Source organism: Clostridium beijerinckii HUN142 (genome assembly GCF_000621745.1).
Taxonomy (GTDB): domain Bacteria; phylum Bacillota; class Clostridia; order Clostridiales; family Clostridiaceae; genus Clostridium; species Clostridium beijerinckii_A.
The window spans coordinates 173359-191897 of sequence record NZ_KK211337.1; the positions used below are offsets into that span (position 1 = coordinate 173359).

Consider the following 18539-nt stretch of genomic DNA (forward strand, 5'->3'; position numbering starts at 1 on the left):
AAGGGAGTTTATTTCCATGATTAGAATGTACGGTGTTTAAAAGTATGTATTAAATTTAAATTAATAGTATTAACAATGATAAAATCATTTAGAAATACTAGATGGTAATTTGTTCCTGGTACTTTGCTCATTTATAGAATAAATATCTAAGGAGTGTTTTTATGGAAAAAATGGAGGTAAATATAATAGAGTTATTAGAGTATTTACAAGACTTGGTGGAAAATTCATCTAAGGTGCCAATGAGCGGTAAAGTTATGATAGATAAAAGAGAAGTTGTTGATGTAATAGATCAAATAATCAACTATATGCCTGATCAATTTAAAAAAGCTGAGTGGGTTATGAATGAGAGAGAAAGAATTCTTAATGAAGCTAAGAAAGAATATGATTCTGTTAGAAAAGAAACAATGACTATGATGAGGCAGAACGTCGAGAATCACGATGTAGTAAGAGAAGCTAAAGCGAGAGCAAAAGAAATTATAACCTCAGCCCAGAGAGAGGCTAAGGCTATAAGATTAGGTTCTAGAGATTATTCTGACGAAATATTAACACAATTAGATCAGGAGCTAGAAGAACACAAAATAAAATTAATAAAAAGCCTTCAAGAAAGCTTTGAAGTAGTAGCTAAAGAGATAGATGCAAATTTAACTGGTACATGTGATGTTATAAAAGAGAATATTAAAGAATTACGCAGTATGAAAAAATAATTTCAAGGTTCTATTAAATATACTTAGCAAAAGTGTTAAGAGTAATATTATTAATGCTGGATATATATACACAAATAAACTTGGAGAATGGATTATTTCTAAGTTAGATGTATAAATACTTGTAGGATACACTTTGCATAATCCATAAGTTATGATAAAACTAACGATTCCTTGGATTACTTTTAAAAAAATATATCTGCTATAATTTATCTTAGTATCGCTTACGAAAGAACTTACTTGAGCAATTACAGCAAGGCCAGAAAATGAAGTTAAAAAGCTTATTATCCCGAGCTTTAAAGGAAGTGAAATTTGTAGGGGAGAGATTATACTACACCCATTAGTCATTTCAATGCTTCCTAAAAATATACTGTATAAAGTTTGGGAAGGCAATTTTAAAATATTATCTAGCTGCCTAAATGCAATATTAATATAAAGATTGTTTTTAACGAGAGATATAACGACTGAAAAAATTATTATGAAACCACCTATAGATAATGTAGTGTTTATTCCGTTTTGAACTGCATTTTTTACAGCATTACCGAAATTCATACTTTCATTTTTAGGACAAGGGAGAGAACTTAGCTTATTTAAGTTTCTCTTTTTTTTTGTTAAAAAGCCCATTAGGATTATTGATAAATTACTTCCTATAAGTAAAATATAACCTAATGATACATTCCCTAATAAAGTTCCAGCAACAGATCCTATTAAAAACAGTGGGCCAACGTTAGAAGCTATGTTTAAAAGTCTTTCATATTCATACCTGTCTATATATTCCATATTGTATAGATCTACGCAATATTTAGCACCTAGTGGATAGCCGCATAGTATACTTGCTACAATTGGAAAGGAACAATTTCTAGAAAGACCTAATGGTTTGCAAATTAATGGGCCAAGAAATTTAGAATAAAGATTTATCCCATCGTAGTATATTAATAAATTACATATAACCACAAAAGGAAATGTAGTTGGCAATATTGTGTTATACCATAATTTACAACCATCAATAGCTGCAGTGGTGCATTGGTTTATATTTAAAACAAAAACAATTATCAAGACAGAGATAAATATACAAATAAGAGTATTCTTTTTGATATTAAGTTGTTTGATTAAAATAAAAACTAAGCTAATGATAAGAAACCATAAGATAATAATATATATCATGAAATCACCCCAATCAATAATATTTATATTCTTATGGTTATGTAAAATATTACTACATTATGAAAGGGCCTTTTAAATAGTCATCCATAGGGCTTATTTTTGGATTTAGCAGCGAATATGCCTTAGTTCCTAAGATGTCTATTTTTAAATGATCACATAGGTTGTTTCGTGGCAACTTTGTTATTAAATTTATACTAGAGTTATTTTTTATACTCTTTAGAATGCTTTGTCCAGTAGAATTAAAAGCAAGAACTCTTGCGTAAGGCGCAGGGCTCTTACATAAGTTGAACAAATCAAAATTTTCAAGGTTCAGAAAGCTTTGCAAAAGAATTCGGCTTATTCTCGTATACGTATATCTTTTGCTCTTTGAATTTAATATTAATTCATCAAGTGAGTTGGATGTTAAAATCCCTTTTAATATTTTATTTTCTATGCCTTCTGATACATCTGGTAGATTTAAAAGAGATTTTTCGTTAGTAAGTAATTTGTATTTTATATATTTAAATGTATCTTCCTCAAAAATAAAAGGATAATTAGATGAAGATAAATCAATCAAAATATCATAACTAGCTTTTGGCATAATATCAGCTAAGTCATTTAGAGATTTCTCTTTTAAATGCTTTCTTATTGACGTTGCAGAAGAGAATGATGCACTTATGTTGACATCGTTATATAATGAACCTTCTCTTTTAATGGTTTTAGGAGTTATTGCGCTATTTAAACGAATTAAAGATTTTATATATTCAATACCTAAGATATTATTAGAATTGGATATTGTATTTAATAGTTCGTTTGAATTAAAATAATCTTTCAGCGCATTTGCCCGGCTAAGATGAAATGGTAGGCCTAGATCTAAATTTGTTTTTAAAAGTTTTTTGTATTTAAAAGGTTCAGAAACTAAAACCTTTGCTATGTCTTTTAGTATAGCTATATTTCCTTCTTCACTTCCGAAATATAAGTTATCTATTATGCCTAATGAATTAAGAAGAGATACGCTTCCGAAAGCAAAATGTTCAGCTGAGGAAATAGAGTAAACTAGAGGTAGTTCTAAAACTAAATCAACACCATTTCTAATGGCCATTTCAGATCTTTTCCATTTATCTATAATTGCTGGAATACCTCTTTGCATAAAATTACCACTCATTACACAGACTATACCATCTGCGTTGGTATCAGACTTTGCTTTACTAAGGTGATATTCATGACCTTTATGAAATGGATTATATTCTGTAATTATTCCTGTAAGTATTAAAATCATCTCCTTTTTGTTAGAGCGCATTTACAAAGATAACTAACAAATATATTTTCTTTGGCGCGCCCAAAAGATGCTATTAAGAAGCACTTATAAATTTTAAGAACTAGAAAGGATTTAACATATATTATTGTAAAATTTATATATGTTAAAAATCATATATAAAGCTAGTATAGCATATTATGGAATTTTATAATATTTGTTATTAACGGTTTAATACTATATATATTTTTCTCATGATGTCAATAAGATATCATAAAAGTATTGTTAAAAAATATACTTTTTAAATATTGCTTCATTAAAAAGTAGTTTCGGAAATATTCAGAAGATTGAAAGAATAGTGAATTTTTAATTATTATCTAATATAAACAAAAAACTAGCTTATATACAGATAGTTAAATGAATTTACTATGAGTTTCTACTAAAACTTGAATGAAAATAATGAGAAATAGACACGAAATTTTCATTATTTGGTATACAAATTAAAACAATCGATAGCGTTTAATAATAAATTATAAAATAATTTTAAATAAAATTTAATTGTTAAAAATTATACTTTTCCGATATTGTTATTTTACAAGAGTATTGTCTGACAATTTAGATTATTTCAAATCTAAAGACTTCTATTTTATAGAGAATTTGTGTTGAAAAAAGCACTGATAAAGGAGTATATTAGTATTAGAGATAGGATATAGAGAGGAGATAAATAGATTATGGACCTTATGAAAAAAATATGGACTGCAGCACAATCAAATAAACAAAAAATTGTTCTTCCAGAGGGAAACGAGGAAAGAAATATTGCAGCTGCAGAGAAAATACAAAAATTAGGATTAGCATATCCAATTTTAATAGGAAACAAAGATGAAATAAATAATAAAGCAAAGGAATTAGATGTAAATTTATCAGGAATTGAGATTATCGATCCAAATGAATCAGATAAATTAACAAAGTATATTGAAGCCTTCTATGAACTTAGAAAGACAAAAGGCGTTACAATGGAAAAGGCAGATAAAATAGTCAGAGATCCTCTATATTTTGGTACGATGATGGTTAAATTAGATGATGCAGATGGAATGGTATCGGGAGCAATCCACACAACTGGAGATTTATTAAGACCAGGATTACAAATTATAAAGACAGCACCAGGGGTATCTGTTGTTTCAAGCTTCTTTATAATGCAAGTTCCAGGATCATCTTATGGTGAAGAAGGAACATTAATATTCTCAGACTGTGCAGTTAACCCTAACCCTAACGAGGATCAATTAGCAGCAATTGCAATAGCTACTGCAGAAACAGCTAAGAATTTATGTAACATGGAACCTAAGGTGGCAATGTTATCATTCTCTACTATGGGAAGTGCTGATAATGAATTAGTTGATAAGGTTAGAAATGCTACTCAAAAAGCAAAAGAAATGAGACCTGACTTAGATATAGATGGTGAGCTACAATTAGATGCAGCTATAGTTGGAAAAGTAGCGGCTCAAAAGGCACCAGAAAGTACTGTTGCTGGAAAAGCTAATGTTTTAGTATTCCCAGATTTACAAGCTGGAAATATAGGTTATAAATTAGTTCAAAGATTTGCAAATGCTGAAGCTATTGGACCTATCTGTCAAGGTTTTGCAAAGCCAATCAATGACTTATCAAGAGGTTGTAGCTCAGATGATATTGTAAGTGTTGTTGCGCTTACAGCAGTTCAAGCTCAAACAAACAAATAGTAAGTGTTATTTTTACAGATAATTTAAAGTAAGTTAGCTTATAGATTGTTAAAACAAAAATACAAAAGGTTTGAATGTTAAAAGGAGAGTAGAGTTATGAAAGTATTAGTTATAAATTGTGGTAGTTCTTCACTAAAATATCAACTTATTGATATGAATAATGAAGAATCTTTAGCTCAAGGACTTGTTGAAAGAATAGGGATTAATGGATCAATATTAACTCAAAAAGTTGAAGGAAAAGATAAATATATAGTTGAAACACCATTAAAAGATCATCAAGATGCAATAGAACTTGTTTTAAAGTGTTTAGTTGACGGAAATCATGGTGTAATAAGTTCAATGGATGAGATATCAGCTGTTGGACATAGAGTTGTTCATGGTGGTGAAAAATATGCGACTTCAGTAGTAATTAATGAAGAAGTAATTAAAGCACTTGATGAATTTACAAAATTAGCACCACTTCATAATCCTCCAAATATAATTGGAATAAATGCATGTAAGGCTCTTATGCCAAAAACTCCAATGGTAGCAGTATTTGATACAGCATTCCATCAAACTATGCCAGAAAAAGCATTTATGTATGCACTTCCATATGAATTATATGAGGAAGATCATGTAAGAAGATATGGATTCCATGGAACATCGCATAAGTATGTAGCAGGTGAAATGGCAAAGTGGATGAATAAAGATGTAAGTGATTTAAAGATAGTAACTTGTCATATAGGTAATGGAGTAAGTATTACAGCTGTTGATGGTGGAAAATCTGTAGACACTACAATGGGATTCACTCCGTTAGATGGTATTATAATGGGATCAAGATCTGGAAGTATAGATCCAGCAATAGTTACTTATTTAGTAAAGGAAAAGGGATATTCTATAGATGAAGTAAATGATATCTTAAATAAGAAATCAGGGGTTTTAGGTATATCAGGAATAGGAACAGACTTTAGAGATATTAGAAGTGCTGTAGAAAATGATAATGATCCTAGAGCATTACTTACAATGGACATATTCGGATACCAAGTTAAGAAGCAAATAGGTGCTTATGCTGCCGTAATGGGTGGTGTGGATGCAATTGTATTTACAGCAGGAATCGGAGAACATGCTCCAGAAATAAGATCAAGAGCTTTAACTAATATGGAATTCTTAGGAATAGAAGTAGATTTAGAAAAGAACGAAAGTCATAATATCGGAGATGGTATGGAAATTTCTAAAGAAACTTCAAAGGTAAAAGTAGTTGTAATACCTACAAATGAAGAATTAATGATTGCTAAAGAAACTTTAGAATTAGTTAAGTAAGGCATAATTGAAAAAATAGTAAGTTAACATGCTGATTGGTTTTTATTTATAATTTGTCAGCATGTTTTTTCAATAATTCACTATAATATATCTATGATTCTTTTTGTTGAATAAGATATATACGTAAAAAGGAGCAGTTATGCTACATACAAAAACATTTGTATCATGAGTTTGTTATTTTCTTTCATATGGAGAAATAGGAATTTATAATAAATTTCTTGACTTTTTAGCACGCAATTTATATAATTAGTTGTGTTTGTTTTATAAATATATGTGCTAAGGAGTGAAAGAGGAGATATTATATAATTTACATTAGTTTTATTATATGATTACCCTGTGATTTTATGAAAGTACAAATTTCAGATATTATTTCAGGTAAAGATAGAAGCAAGAAAATTAATTATATCCTTGATGTGCCGCAATTTGATTTTGAAGGAGATATAATTAAACCAATAAATCCTTTTGAAGTTGTTGGGAATATCTTATCAGATGGTGATATATTAATATTGAATGCTAAAATCAAAACTGATTTAGAAATGGTATGTTCAAGATGTTTAGATACCTTTATCTATCCAATAGATATTGATATAGAAGAAAGGTTTACAACTAATAGAGATAGTGGTGATGATGAAGCTATTGTTGTAATGGATGATGTTTTAGACATCACAGAAATTGTCGAAAGTAGCATAATTTCAACACTACCTATTAAAAGAGTTTGCAAAAACGACTGTAAAGGGCTATGTCAAGAATGTGGATGTAACTTAAATCATAATTCATGTTCATGTCGAAAAGAAGATGTAGACATACGTTTTGAAGCCTTGAAAGGTTTGTTTGATAATAAGGAGGTGTAATGAATGGGTTGTCCAGCAAGAAAATCAGGAAAAGCTAAAGTAAAAGCAAGAAGATCTCAAACTTTTAAAGCTAGTTTACCTGGCATAGTTGAATGTCCACAATGCCACGAAATGAAACTTGCTCATAGAGTATGTAAAAATTGTGGTTATTATAAAGGTAAGGAAGTTGTAGCTTCTGAAAAGTAAAAGAAAGTCTTTATGACTTTCTTTTCTTATATAAAGAAATATATATGTGTATATAGATATACATATTGCAATAATAAATTTGTATTTAAAGCTTTGGTAAGTAAAATGTTAAATTTTAGTGAGGCAAGTGCTTAGTTAAGGCTAAAATGTAGAAATTCAATTTCAATATATATAAATGTTTTTGTGAGTTTAGTTTGATATTATTATCTGAGTAAAAATTAAAATATTCTATTTATTAATTAAATTAATTTATTTATAATTAAAGTGGAAGAAGGGAGGTATTCAGATGAAAATAGCTATAGATGGCATGGGAGGAGATAATGCACCTGTAGCAGTAATAGATGGTGTTATTCAAGCCCTAAAGGCATATGATGATATCCAGCTATATATTACTGGCCCAGAAGAAGTTCTAAATCTAGAATTAGCGAAATATACTTATCCCAAGGAAAAAGTTATTGTAGTAGATGCAAAGGAAGTGATTTCACCTAATGAACATCCTGTTATGGCTTTGCGAAAGAAAAAGGATTCAAGTATAGTTAAGGCTTTAAATTTAGTTAAGGAAGGAATTTGTGATGCTGTAGTATCAGGAGGGAGTACAGGAGCGTTTTTAGCTGGATGTACATTGATAGTAGGCAGAATTAAAGGAATAGAAAGGCCTGCTCTTGCACCTATAATGCCAGGAAGACGTGGAAATTTTATGATAGTAGATGTTGGTGCTAATGTAGATTGCAAACCGTCATTTTTGGTGCAATTTGCAAAGATGGGAAAAATATATTATCAAAAGGTTTTCAATGTTAAAAATCCAACCATAGGACTTATAAATATTGGAGAAGAAGAAGAAAAAGGAAATGAACTTACGAAAGCTGCTTTTAAGCTTTTAAAGGAAGAAAGCTCTATAAACTTTAAAGGAAATATAGAACCAAGAGAAATACCTACTGGTGACACTAATATTTTAGTAAGTGATGGTTTTGTGGGGAATACAGCCTTAAAGATGTATGAAGGATCAGCTTCAAGTATATTAGGCATAGTTAAAGATGAAGTGCTTAAATCATCAATTATATCTAAAATAGGGGTGGTTTTACTAAAGCCTGTACTAAAAAACATAATGAAAAAGTTTGATTATAAGGAATATGGTGGAGCTCCATTTCTGGGTGTTGATGGAATTTGTATAAAAGCTCATGGTAGTTCAGACGCACGAGCGTTTAAGAATTCTATTAAACAAACTAAAATTTTTTATGATAATAATGTATTAAAAGATATAAGAAATGAATTTTCTTCGGAAAATTAGTTAAAATATATTGAAACTAATATTGACGATTTAAACAATATATAATATTATCTAAATGTAGAACTTGGGAGGTGAAACAAATGTTTGAAAAGATCCAAGCAATTATTGCTGATAAATTAAGTATCGATGTAGAAAGCGTTGTTATGGAAGCATCATTTATTGAAGATTTAAATGCGGACTCATTAGATATAGTTGAGCTTATAATGGCTCTAGAAGATGAACTAGATATGGAAATACCTGACGAAGACGTTGAAAACTTTAAAACAGTTGGAGATGTTGTCAATTACGTAAAAGCTCATCACGAAGAATAAAATAATCCCGCATCTTGCGGGATTTTATATTTTACAAAATGACAACTAAATTTAAAATTCATTTTAAAATAGATTTTAGTGAAATATGCTTTTATAATATATTTGCGTACAAATGTTACGGTCTATGATAACGATGTTTTTAGTTGGAATTTAGAAAGTAAAATCATTATAGTAACCAATATACCAAATTAATAGTTTATTCTTGAATTTGTTATGCGTAACATCTAACAATAAATTAGCAAGTTGAAGAATAAACTTCAAGGAGTGGAATACATGAATAGATATACACTTAAAGAAATAGAAGAAAATTTAGGGGTTTTTTTTAATAACCATACATTGCTAAAAACTGCTCTTACTCATAGCTCTTTTGGAAATCAATTTAAGGATGCGGAATATAATGAAAGACTTGAGTTCCTAGGAGACTCTGTATTACAGCTTTGCATTACAGAATATCTTTTTAATAATTACAAACATAAAACAGAAGGTGAGCTGACAAAAATAAGAAGCTTGATAGTTTGTGAAAATTCTCTTTACGAAATTGCAAAAAAAATAAATCTAGGTTCTTACATTAGAATGAGTAAAGGTGAAGAAATCACAGGTGGAAGAGAAAGAATTTCAATACAGGCAGATGCAGTCGAGGCAATCATTGCTGCTGTTTATTTAGACAAAGGTATTGGCTTTGTAAGGGATTTTATATTGCTTCATTTTGAGGAAATAATAAATAAAGCAATAAATAATGAAATAGTATTGGATTTCAAGACAAAGCTACAAGAGCTTCTTCAAAAAGACGGAGAAGTAGTAATTCAATATGAACTTACAAAATTTGAAGGACCACCTCACAGAAGAAAATTTTTTACCAATGTAGTCATAGATAAAAAATTAATGGGTGAAGGTTCAGGCTACAGTAAAAAAGAAGCAGAACAAAATGCAGCTAAACAAGCATTAGATATGTTGGAAGGTAGACATGAGTAAAAATTATTATATAATACCTATATTTGTGCCGCATGAAGGGTGTCCACATAATTGCGTATTCTGTAATCAAGATAGAATAACAGGTGTTGATGATGAAGAGGTTACGGCGAGTTCCGTAATTAGCACAATAAATGATTATTTAGAAACTATAAAGAATAAAAATGCAACTATTGAAATTTCATTTTTTGGTGGTACATTCACAGGGATTAAAGAAGACAAACAAAGAGAACTTCTAAAAGTGGCTAAGGAGTTTAAAGAAAAAGGTTTTATAGATAAAATAAGACTTTCTACAAGACCAGATTACATCAATGATTATATACTTACATATCTTAAAGAGTATGGAGTCGACATAATAGAACTTGGAGTTCAATCACTGGATGAAGAGGTATTAAAAAAAGCTGGCAGAGGACATAGCGTTCAGGATGTTATAAATGCATCTAAATTAATAAAAGAATATAAATTTATATTAGGTCATCAAATAATGCCGGGACTGCCTGGAGATACTTTTGAAAGAGATATGCAGACAACTAGAGAGTCAATTAAGATGAAACCAGATATTTGCAGAATATATCCGTCTTTAGTTATAAAAGATACTCCAATGGAAAGAATGTATACTAACAATGAGTACATTCCATATTCTCTTGAAGAGGCAGTTGACATAAGCAAGGTTATGTATGATATGTATAAGAAGCATAACATCAATGTAATAAGAATTGGTCTTCAGCCGACAGAAAGTATAAATGAAGGAAAGGACATAGTGGCAGGTCCTTTTCATCCATCATTTAGAGAATTAGTTGAGGGCAGTTTATTGTCAGATATTATTTTAGAAAATATGACGGATGAAAAAAATGGAGTAATTTATATTAACTCAAGAGATGTAAGTAAGCTTTATGCTAATAAAAAATTATATTTTAACAGGCTTAAAGATAATGGTAAGATTGTTGATGTGAAACAAGATGATGATATTGAAAGAGGTCATATAAAACTTTGTTTGAAAAATAGAAAGTTAGACATAGCATACTAGCGAGAGGAGACTCTCGCTTTTAAAATGTTAATTACGTTCATGAATCTTAACTTAACATTTTCTTTTGTGTGAATTATTGATATTTAATAAGGTTTACTATAAACTAAATTATAATAAGGAGTTGTTTGATATGAAAAAAAAGACTAGAGAAAAAATGATAATTGCAATGACTATTTTTATTATAGTGATCTTTGTTGTAACATTATTACCTAGTATATTTTCTTTTTAAGGAGAGGACACATGTTTTTAAAATCTCTAGAAATACGAGGATTTAAATCTTTTGCTGATAAGACAGAACTAAAATTTAAAAAAGGCGTTACGGCTGTTGTAGGACCTAATGGAAGCGGAAAGAGTAATATTTCAGATGCAGTACGATGGGTATTGGGAGAGCAGAGTATTAAGGTTCTAAGAGGCGGAAAAATGGAAGATGTAATCTTTGCTGGAACGCAATTTAGAAAACCTGTAGGTCTCGCTCAGGTTTCATTAACGCTTGATAATAGTGATGAAAAGCTTGCAACAGAATATAACGAGGTAGTTGTATCAAGAAGAATATTTAGATCGGGTGAATCGGAATATTTAATAAATAATTCAAAATGCAGACTTAAAGATGTAATAAATCTTTTTATGGATACAGGAATTGGTAAGGAAGGTTACTCATTAATTGGACAAGGTAAGATTGAAGCTATATTGAGTGGTAAGCCTGAAGATAGAAGAAATCTCTTAGAAGAAGCAGCGGGTATTGTAAAGTTTAAGAATAGAAAAGAAGAAGCGGAGAAAAAGTTAAGCAATACAGATGAGAACTTAGTTAGAATAAATGATATTCTATCAACTTATGAAGAGAGAATAGAACCTTTAAGGATTGAAAGGGAGAAAGCATTAGAGTTTACTGAGCTATCTAATAATTTGAAAAAGAAAGAAGTATCACTTATAGTACATAGCATAGATAAGATGGAAGAAGAATTAAAAGGCTTCAATGAAGATTTAAATTCAAAAATTAAAGAAATTGAAGATAAGCGTAAAGAAGTAAGTAGTTACAAGTCACAACTTAAAGAGTTAGAACTGAAGATAGAGAAACTAGAAAAGAAGAATTTAGAAGAGAAAGAGAAATACTATAGTCTAAAAGAGACTGTTAGTGAAGATGAAAAAAGTATAGAACTTTACAGAGAAAGAATTAAGAGTTTTGAAGAAAAAATCAATAGAAATAATTATGAGCTGGATGACATCTTGGTTAAGGTAAATCAGCTGAATGAAAATAAGAAATTATTAGAAAATGAACTGAGTGAAAGACTAGAAGAACAAAAATTAAAAAAAGAAGATATAGCAAATTTAGAAGAACATAATATAAAAAGTTCTAAGGAACTTAAAAGTATAGAAGAAGAGATAAAATCTTTAAGAGAAGGTGAATTTGAACTTTTAAGAAGTAATTCAGACATGAAGAATGAGATTACTATGCTAAATAAAGATCTTTCGCTAAGAGAAGAGAAGAGAGAAACTCTAAATTCGTCTATATCTTTTTTAGAGAATAATATCGTTATTAATTTAGCGACTTATAAGGATTTAGATAATGAAATTGAAAAGTACAAAGACAATATAAAGTTGTTAAATATACAAATAGTAGAGCACAAGAAAAAAATAGGTTCGCTATCAGCAAATTTAACTAAAAAAGAAAATGAACTTAGAGAGTTGAGTGGAACTTTAACAAAACTTGATGCAAATAGATCAATGCTGGAAAACTTAGAAAGGCATTATGAGGGGTATAATAGATCTGTAAAATCATTAATGGAATCAATTCATAAGGAAAGAATTACAGCTGCAAATGATACTAAAGTTTTAGGGGAAATTTTCACTGTAAGCAAGAATTATGAAGTGGCTATAGAAATAGCTTTAGGTGCTGCGATTTCAAACGTTATAACAAAAAATGAAGAAATAGCAAAAGTCCTTATAGGATATTTGAAAAAAAATAACTTAGGAAGAGCAACATTTTTACCTTTAAATATTATAAGAGGAAAGAGATTAGAGCTGGATAGAAGTGTTACTGAAGCTAATGGATATATTGGTATTGCGAGTGACATAATATCTTATGATAAAGAGTATAAAAATATAATGGATTATGCTCTAGGAAGAACAATAATTTGTAGTGATATGGATTGTGCTCTTAATATTGCAAGAATCGGAAAATATAATTATAGAATTGTTACTTTGGATGGAGAAATAGTAAACCCAGGAGGAGCATTAACAGGTGGAAGCATAAAGGGAAAAAATTCAAATGTTTTAGGTAGAAAAAGAGAAATTGAAGAATTAGTATTAGAAACAAACAATAAAAAAGAAAAATATGAAGAGTTGAAGGTATTAGTTCAAGATATTAAGAAAGAAATTCAAAACCTAGATGAGGATATGCTGAATAAAAGGGATGAAGTTCATGAAAAAAATATTGAACTTACAAAAAAGGAAAGTGAGATTAAAGGGTTACAGTCTGATACGGACAAGTTAAAAAGAAATTTAGAAACTGCTAAAGAAGAAATAAAAAGGATAGTAAGTGAAAGAGAAGTTATTTTAGAAAAAATTAAAGCTAAAGAATCTGAAGTTCAATTGATTGAAAGTGAAAATACAGCTAACAAGAGTAAAAGTGTAGAACTGGAACAATTAATGACAACTAAAGTTCAAGAAGTTAATGATAGTGATACTAAACTTACAGAAATGAAGATAAGCAAAGCTAAATTAGATGAGGCAATAGAGAATAAAAAGAATGAATTTTTAAGAATAGAAAAAGAAACAAAAGATTTAGAGGTTAAAAATGAACTTTTAAATAAGGAAAATGAAGAAAATAAAAAGAATATTGAAAGTTTAAATTTAGATATAAAGGCTAAGAATAAGAATATAGAAGAAAATAATGTTAATATTAGTGATTTAGAAGTGAATTTTAAAGATGATGAAATATTAAAAGAAAAGTTAAAGCAAGAATTTAAAGAAAAAGACAATGTAATAAGTGGTGTTTTGGATGAAGTCAGCTTAAAGGAAATGGAAGTTAATAAACGAGAAGTAATTAAAGCTAAGAAAGAAAATGATAGAGAGCATATTTATAAGAAGCTTAATGAAGAGTTAGAATTAACTTATGCAGAAGCATTAGATAAATGCGAACCGGTAGTTGATGAGGAAGCTTTAAAGCAAGAAATTTTTGTTACTAAAGGAAAGATAACAAAACTTGGAGTGGTAAACTTAGCAGCAATAGAAGAGTACGAAGAAATTAAAGAAAAGTATGAATTTATGTCTACTCAAGCACAGGACTTAGAAAATGCAAAGAGGGAATTAAATGCTGTTATTGAAGAAATGACTAATGAAATGAAAATTTTATTTAAGGAAAATTTCAAAATACTAAACTATAATTTTGACAAAACTTTTAAGGACTTATTTAAAGGTGGAAGTGCAGAGCTTATTTTAGGTGAAGGAGATGAGCTTACAGCTAATATTGACATAAATGTAGAGCCGCCAGGAAAGAAACTTCAAAATATTAATCTAATGTCTGGTGGAGAGAAGGTTCTATCTGCAATAGCTTTACTTTTTGCAATTTTAAAGATGAAACCAACACCTTTCTGTATATTGGATGAAATAGAAGCGGCTTTAGATGACGCAAATGTATATAGGTATGCAGAGTTTTTGAAAATGTTCTCTGAAAATACGCAATTTATAATTATAACTCATAGAAAGGGTACTATGGAGGTAAGTGATATTATATATGGAGTAACGATGGAGGAAAAAGGTGTATCAAAGGTAGTTTCAGTAGACTTAGCAGAAAATTTTAATTAGGAGGAAATGAATTTGTTTGGAAATTTATTTAATAAACTAAAAGAGGGATTAGCAAAGACAAGAGATGGATTAACTGATAAAATTAATGAGGCTTTAAATTTAGCAGTAACTATAGACGAAGATTTATATGAAGAATTAGAAGAAATATTAATCATGTCTGATATTGGCATGGATACAACAGTAGATATCATAGAAAGATTAAGAAGCAAAATCAGAAAAGAAAAGATAAATGATCCTCAAGAAGTAAAACCAGCGTTAAAAGAAGTAATTAGAGATATATTACTTGAAGGCGCATACGAGGATGAAGAAAAAGAAAAGAAAGTAATGCTTGTAATTGGGGTAAATGGTGTTGGTAAGACTACATCTATAGGAAAACTTGCGGCAAAGAATAAAGAGGAAGGAAAAAAAGTATTGCTGGCTGCTGCAGATACATTTAGAGCTGCAGCTATTGATCAACTTGAAGTATGGAGTTCAAGAGCTGGAGTTGATATAGTTAAGCATCAGGAGGGGTCAGATCCAGCTGCGGTTATTTTCGATGCAATTGAAGCGTCAAAGGCTAGGAATGTTGATTTATTAATATGTGATACGGCTGGAAGACTTCATAATAAGAAGAACTTAATGAATGAGCTTGAAAAGATAAATAGAATAATTGACAGGGAATTACAAGGTTATAGGAAAGAAACTTTATTAGTTCTAGATGCAACAACGGGGCAGAATGCTGTTATTCAAGCAAAACAATTCATGGAGGCTTGTCCAATAGATGGAATAGTACTAACTAAATTAGATGGGACTGCAAAAGGTGGTGTTGTTTTATCTATAAAGCAGAGTTTGAATATTCCTGTTAGATACATAGGAGTTGGAGAAGGTATTGATGATCTTCAAAAGTTTGATGCAGAAGGTTTTGCAGAAGCTTTGATCTAGGAACAATCAAAAAAATAATAGATCAGCACGTTTTGTATATTATTTTCTTTAATTTTCTCAGAAAAATATTTCTAGAAAAATATATAAGAATGAAACTATGTTTAAATATTTATACAAATCTATATTTATATAAATATAGATTTGTAGGTATATATGTTTATATAAATATAGTTTCAAAGATTCATTTTTAAATATTTACATATGAAAATATGTAAATATTTATTGGAAACATCAGGTTTTACAGAGTTTTTAGCTATTAATAGAATGAATTTAAATGATTTAAAAGTCATTGGCATGTACAGATCAATTTAAAATATAGGAACTGTGTGTAAAAAAATAAAAGTGTTAAGTAAAAGTACTTGACACTTTTAAATAATCCTGTTAAAATCTCTTTTGTGGGTAAGGTGATTAAATGGAAGATAGAGTTGAGATTTCGTTACTTATGGATTTTTATGGTCCTTTATTAACAGAAAAGCAAAGTGAAATTATGCAGTGGTATTATAACGATGATTTATCGTTAGCTGAAATAGCTGAGCTTAATCAAACGAGTCGTCAGGCTATTCATGATTTAATCAAAAGATGTTATAAACAACTTCTCTCCTATGAATGCAAACTTAACTTGCTTCAAAAGAGTATAAATAGAAAAAAGGAAATTATGAATTTTTTAGAACACTTAAAAAATAAATATTCCATAGATGATGAGGATATTATAAAATATAAAGAAAAGCTAGAAAATTTATAAGGAGGAGTAAACATGGCTTTCGAAGGATTAGGTGAAAAATTACAGGAAACTTTTAGAAAATTAAAAGGTAAAGGAAAGTTGACTGAAAAAGATATAAAAGAAGCCATGAGAGAAGTAAAGCTTGCCTTACTAGAAGCAGATGTTAACTATAAAGTTGTTAAGCAATTTATTTCTTCTGTTAGTTCTAAATGTGTTGGAAGTGAAGTTCTTGAAAGTCTAACACCAGGACAACATGTAATAAAGATAGTTAATGAAGAACTTACTAATCTTATGGGTGGAACTGAAAGTAAACTTAATTATAGTAGTTCAGGACTTACAGTTATAATGCTAGTTGGATTACAAGGGGCAGGTAAAACTACTATGTGTGGTAAACTTGCGCTAAACCTTAGAAAAGATAATAAGAAACCATTATTGGTAGCTTGTGATATTTATAGACCAGCAGCTATAAAGCAATTAGAAGTTGTAGGAAAACAAATTGAAATTCCAGTATTTTCGATGGGAGATAAAGTAAATCCTGTTGAGATTGCAAAGAATGGTATAGCACATGCAAAAGATAATGGAAATAATGTAGTTATCATAGATACTGCAGGTAGACTTCATATTGATGAAGAATTAATGCAGGAACTAAAAAATATAAAAGAGAATGTAAATCCATCAGAAATATTATTAGTTGTTGATGCTATGACAGGTCAAGATGCTGTTAATGTTGCAGAAAACTTTAATAATGATCTAGATCTAAGTGGAGTTATTTTAACTAAGCTCGATGGCGATACAAGAGGTGGGGCTGCACTGTCAATTAAGAGTATAATTGATAAACCAATCAAATATGCTGGTGTTGGCGAAAAAATGAATGATTTTGAAGTGTTCCATCCTGATAGAATGGCATCAAGAATTTTAGGAATGGGTGATGTATTATCGCTTATCGAAAAAGCTCAGGAAGCCATTGATGAAAAGGAAGCTGCTGATTTAGGTAAGAGAATGTTAAATCAAGAATTTAACTTTGAGGATTATCTAATGGCAATGGAACAAATGAAAAAACTTGGACCTTTAAATAAAATCATGGAAATGATACCTGGGTTAAATTCAAAGGAACTTCAAGGGGTTGACTTTGAAAAGGGAACTGAGGCTCTTGATAAGACTAAGGCGATTATTCAATCAATGACATTAAAAGAGAGAAGAAATCCAAGCCTTATATTAAAGTCTCCATCAAGAAAAAGCAGAATAGCTAAAGGGTCAGGTACCAACATACAAGAAGTTAATAAACTCATGAAAGGCTATGAAATGATGAAAAAGAACATGAAGCAAATGAAATCATTCCAGAAGCAGGCAAAGAAAGGCGGCCTATTTGGAAAGTTACCTTTCTAAGCATTAGAGTTAAAATATATATTTATTATCCTTTAAAGGAGGTGAAATTAAAATGGCAGTAAAAATCAGATTAAGAAGAATGGGTGCTCATAAAGCTCCTTTCTATAGAATAATTGTTGCAGATTCAAGAGCACCAAGAGATGGTAAATTCATCGATGAAATTGGATACTATAATCCATTAACTGAACCAGTTGAAGTTAAAATCAACGAAGAAAAAGCTAATGAATGGTTATCTAATGGAGCACAACCAACAGAAGTAGTTAAGAGACTTTTCAATAATGCAGGTCTTACTAAGTAATTTTTGGAGGTGAATTCTACAGTTAGTACATACTAATTGTAGGCGTTTATGAAGGAATTAGTTGAATTTATGGCTAAATCCCTTGTTGATAACCCAGATGCAGTTACTGTTAATGAAGTAGATGGAGAACAATCCATAATACTTGAATTAAAAGTTGCACCAGAAGATATGGGTAAGATTATAGGTAAGCAAGGAAGAATTGCGAAAGCTATAAGAACAGTTATAAAAGCTGCAGCAGTTAAACAGAATAAACGAGTTATAGTAGAAATCATCTAAAAATTTAGAGTTAGGGTAACCTAGCTCTTTTTAAGTATATTTAAAAAAGTAGCGTTTTAATCTATATGATACATATATTTTTACAAGAATCTTATTTTATTATGTCTATAATCTGGGATGTTATTATGAATAATAATATTTCTAATAATAGAATGTATAAATTATATGTTTGTTGCCGATTATTCTAATATATAAGTTTCAATTAAAAGAATCATAGGATGTAAAATTATTATGTATAGAGATAAGATACATAAATATAAATGTTTGAGTCATGTCACAGAAGAATATTTTTAGAAAATATATATTGTAGTTTCTTTAAATTATTTTTATAAAGGTAAGCCTTAATCTTATAAATTAATATATTTAAGAT

The 18539-nt window shown here is 29.5% G+C and carries 17 protein-coding genes; 15 read left to right on the plus strand and 2 right to left on the minus strand.

The features are described from left to right. Positions 1–161: 161 nt before the first annotated feature. Positions 162–704: an ATPase gene (locus T483_RS0124475; protein ID WP_026889187.1), complete on the plus strand. Its 543-nt coding sequence runs from the start codon at positions 162–164 to the stop codon at positions 702–704. On the opposite strand, the gene ylbJ is transcribed toward T483_RS0124475, so the two are convergent. After that, positions 684–1865, minus strand: a complete 1182-nt coding sequence (ylbJ, locus tag T483_RS0124480) for a sporulation integral membrane protein YlbJ (protein ID WP_026889188.1) — start codon at positions 1863–1865, stop codon at positions 684–686. The two genes, T483_RS0124475 and ylbJ, sit on opposite strands and share 21 nt — an antisense overlap. Positions 1866–1917: 52 nt before the next feature. Next, positions 1918–3123 carry a nucleotidyltransferase gene (locus tag T483_RS0124485; protein ID WP_026889189.1) on the minus strand — a complete coding sequence of 402 codons (1206 nt, stop codon included), beginning with the start codon at positions 3121–3123 and terminating at the stop codon, positions 1918–1920. Between the two features lie 707 nt (positions 3124–3830). On the opposite strand from T483_RS0124485, the gene pta reads away from it, so the two are divergent. The 14 genes from pta to T483_RS0124560 all read left to right on the plus strand — a co-directional run bounded on the left by pta (position 3831) and on the right by T483_RS0124560 (position 18169). After that, entirely contained in the window at positions 3831–4832 is a 1002-nt protein-coding gene (pta, locus tag T483_RS0124490; RefSeq protein ID WP_026889190.1) for a phosphate acetyltransferase, read from the plus strand. A gap of 96 nt (positions 4833–4928) precedes the next feature. Beyond that, positions 4929–6131, plus strand: a complete 1203-nt coding sequence (locus T483_RS0124495; protein WP_026889191.1) for an acetate kinase — start codon at positions 4929–4931, stop codon at positions 6129–6131. Between the two features lie 344 nt (positions 6132–6475). Continuing rightward, positions 6476–6982 carry a YceD family protein gene (locus T483_RS0124500; RefSeq protein ID WP_026889192.1) on the plus strand — a complete coding sequence of 169 codons (507 nt, stop codon included), beginning with the start codon at positions 6476–6478 and terminating at the stop codon, positions 6980–6982. A 3-nt stretch (positions 6983–6985) separates the two neighbouring features. Continuing rightward, the gene (gene rpmF / locus T483_RS0124505; RefSeq protein ID WP_026889193.1) at positions 6986–7168 is read left to right on the plus strand and encodes a 50S ribosomal protein L32; all 183 of its coding nucleotides are present in this window, start codon (positions 6986–6988) and stop codon (positions 7166–7168) included. A 286-nt stretch (positions 7169–7454) separates the two neighbouring features. After that, positions 7455–8456, plus strand: coding sequence for a phosphate acyltransferase PlsX (gene plsX / locus T483_RS0124510; protein ID WP_026889194.1), 1002 nt, complete (start codon positions 7455–7457; stop codon positions 8454–8456). An 80-nt stretch (positions 8457–8536) separates the two neighbouring features. Continuing rightward, positions 8537–8767, plus strand: a complete 231-nt coding sequence (acpP, locus tag T483_RS0124515; RefSeq protein ID WP_009169140.1) for an acyl carrier protein — start codon at positions 8537–8539, stop codon at positions 8765–8767. 273 nt (positions 8768–9040) lie between these two features. Beyond that, entirely contained in the window at positions 9041–9739 is a 699-nt protein-coding gene (rnc, locus tag T483_RS0124520) for a ribonuclease III (protein WP_026889195.1), read from the plus strand. Beyond that, positions 9732–10763, plus strand: coding sequence for an elongator complex protein 3 (locus tag T483_RS0124525; protein WP_026889196.1), 1032 nt, complete (start codon positions 9732–9734; stop codon positions 10761–10763). Before rnc ends, T483_RS0124525 begins: the two co-directional genes overlap by 8 nt. A 240-nt stretch (positions 10764–11003) precedes the next feature. Then, a complete protein-coding gene (gene smc, locus T483_RS0124535; protein WP_026889197.1) occupies positions 11004–14567 on the plus strand; it encodes a chromosome segregation protein SMC in 3564 nt (1187 codons plus the stop codon). Positions 14568–14579: 12 nt separating this feature from the next. Continuing rightward, positions 14580–15488: a signal recognition particle-docking protein FtsY gene (gene ftsY, locus T483_RS0124540; RefSeq protein WP_026889198.1), complete on the plus strand. Its 909-nt coding sequence runs from the start codon at positions 14580–14582 to the stop codon at positions 15486–15488. 412 nt (positions 15489–15900) lie between these two features. Then, positions 15901–16230 carry a putative DNA-binding protein gene (locus T483_RS0124545; protein ID WP_026889199.1) on the plus strand — a complete coding sequence of 110 codons (330 nt, stop codon included), beginning with the start codon at positions 15901–15903 and terminating at the stop codon, positions 16228–16230. 12 nt (positions 16231–16242) lie between these two features. Continuing rightward, on the plus strand, positions 16243–17595 hold the full coding sequence (gene ffh / locus T483_RS0124550; protein WP_026889200.1) for a signal recognition particle protein: 1353 nt from the start codon (positions 16243–16245) through the stop codon (positions 17593–17595). A gap of 52 nt (positions 17596–17647) precedes the next feature. Continuing rightward, positions 17648–17893: a 30S ribosomal protein S16 gene (gene rpsP, locus T483_RS0124555; RefSeq protein ID WP_026889201.1), complete on the plus strand. Its 246-nt coding sequence runs from the start codon at positions 17648–17650 to the stop codon at positions 17891–17893. A 48-nt stretch (positions 17894–17941) separates the two neighbouring features. After that, entirely contained in the window at positions 17942–18169 is a 228-nt protein-coding gene (locus T483_RS0124560; RefSeq protein WP_011968514.1) for a KH domain-containing protein, read from the plus strand. Positions 18170–18539 lie beyond the last annotated feature (370 nt).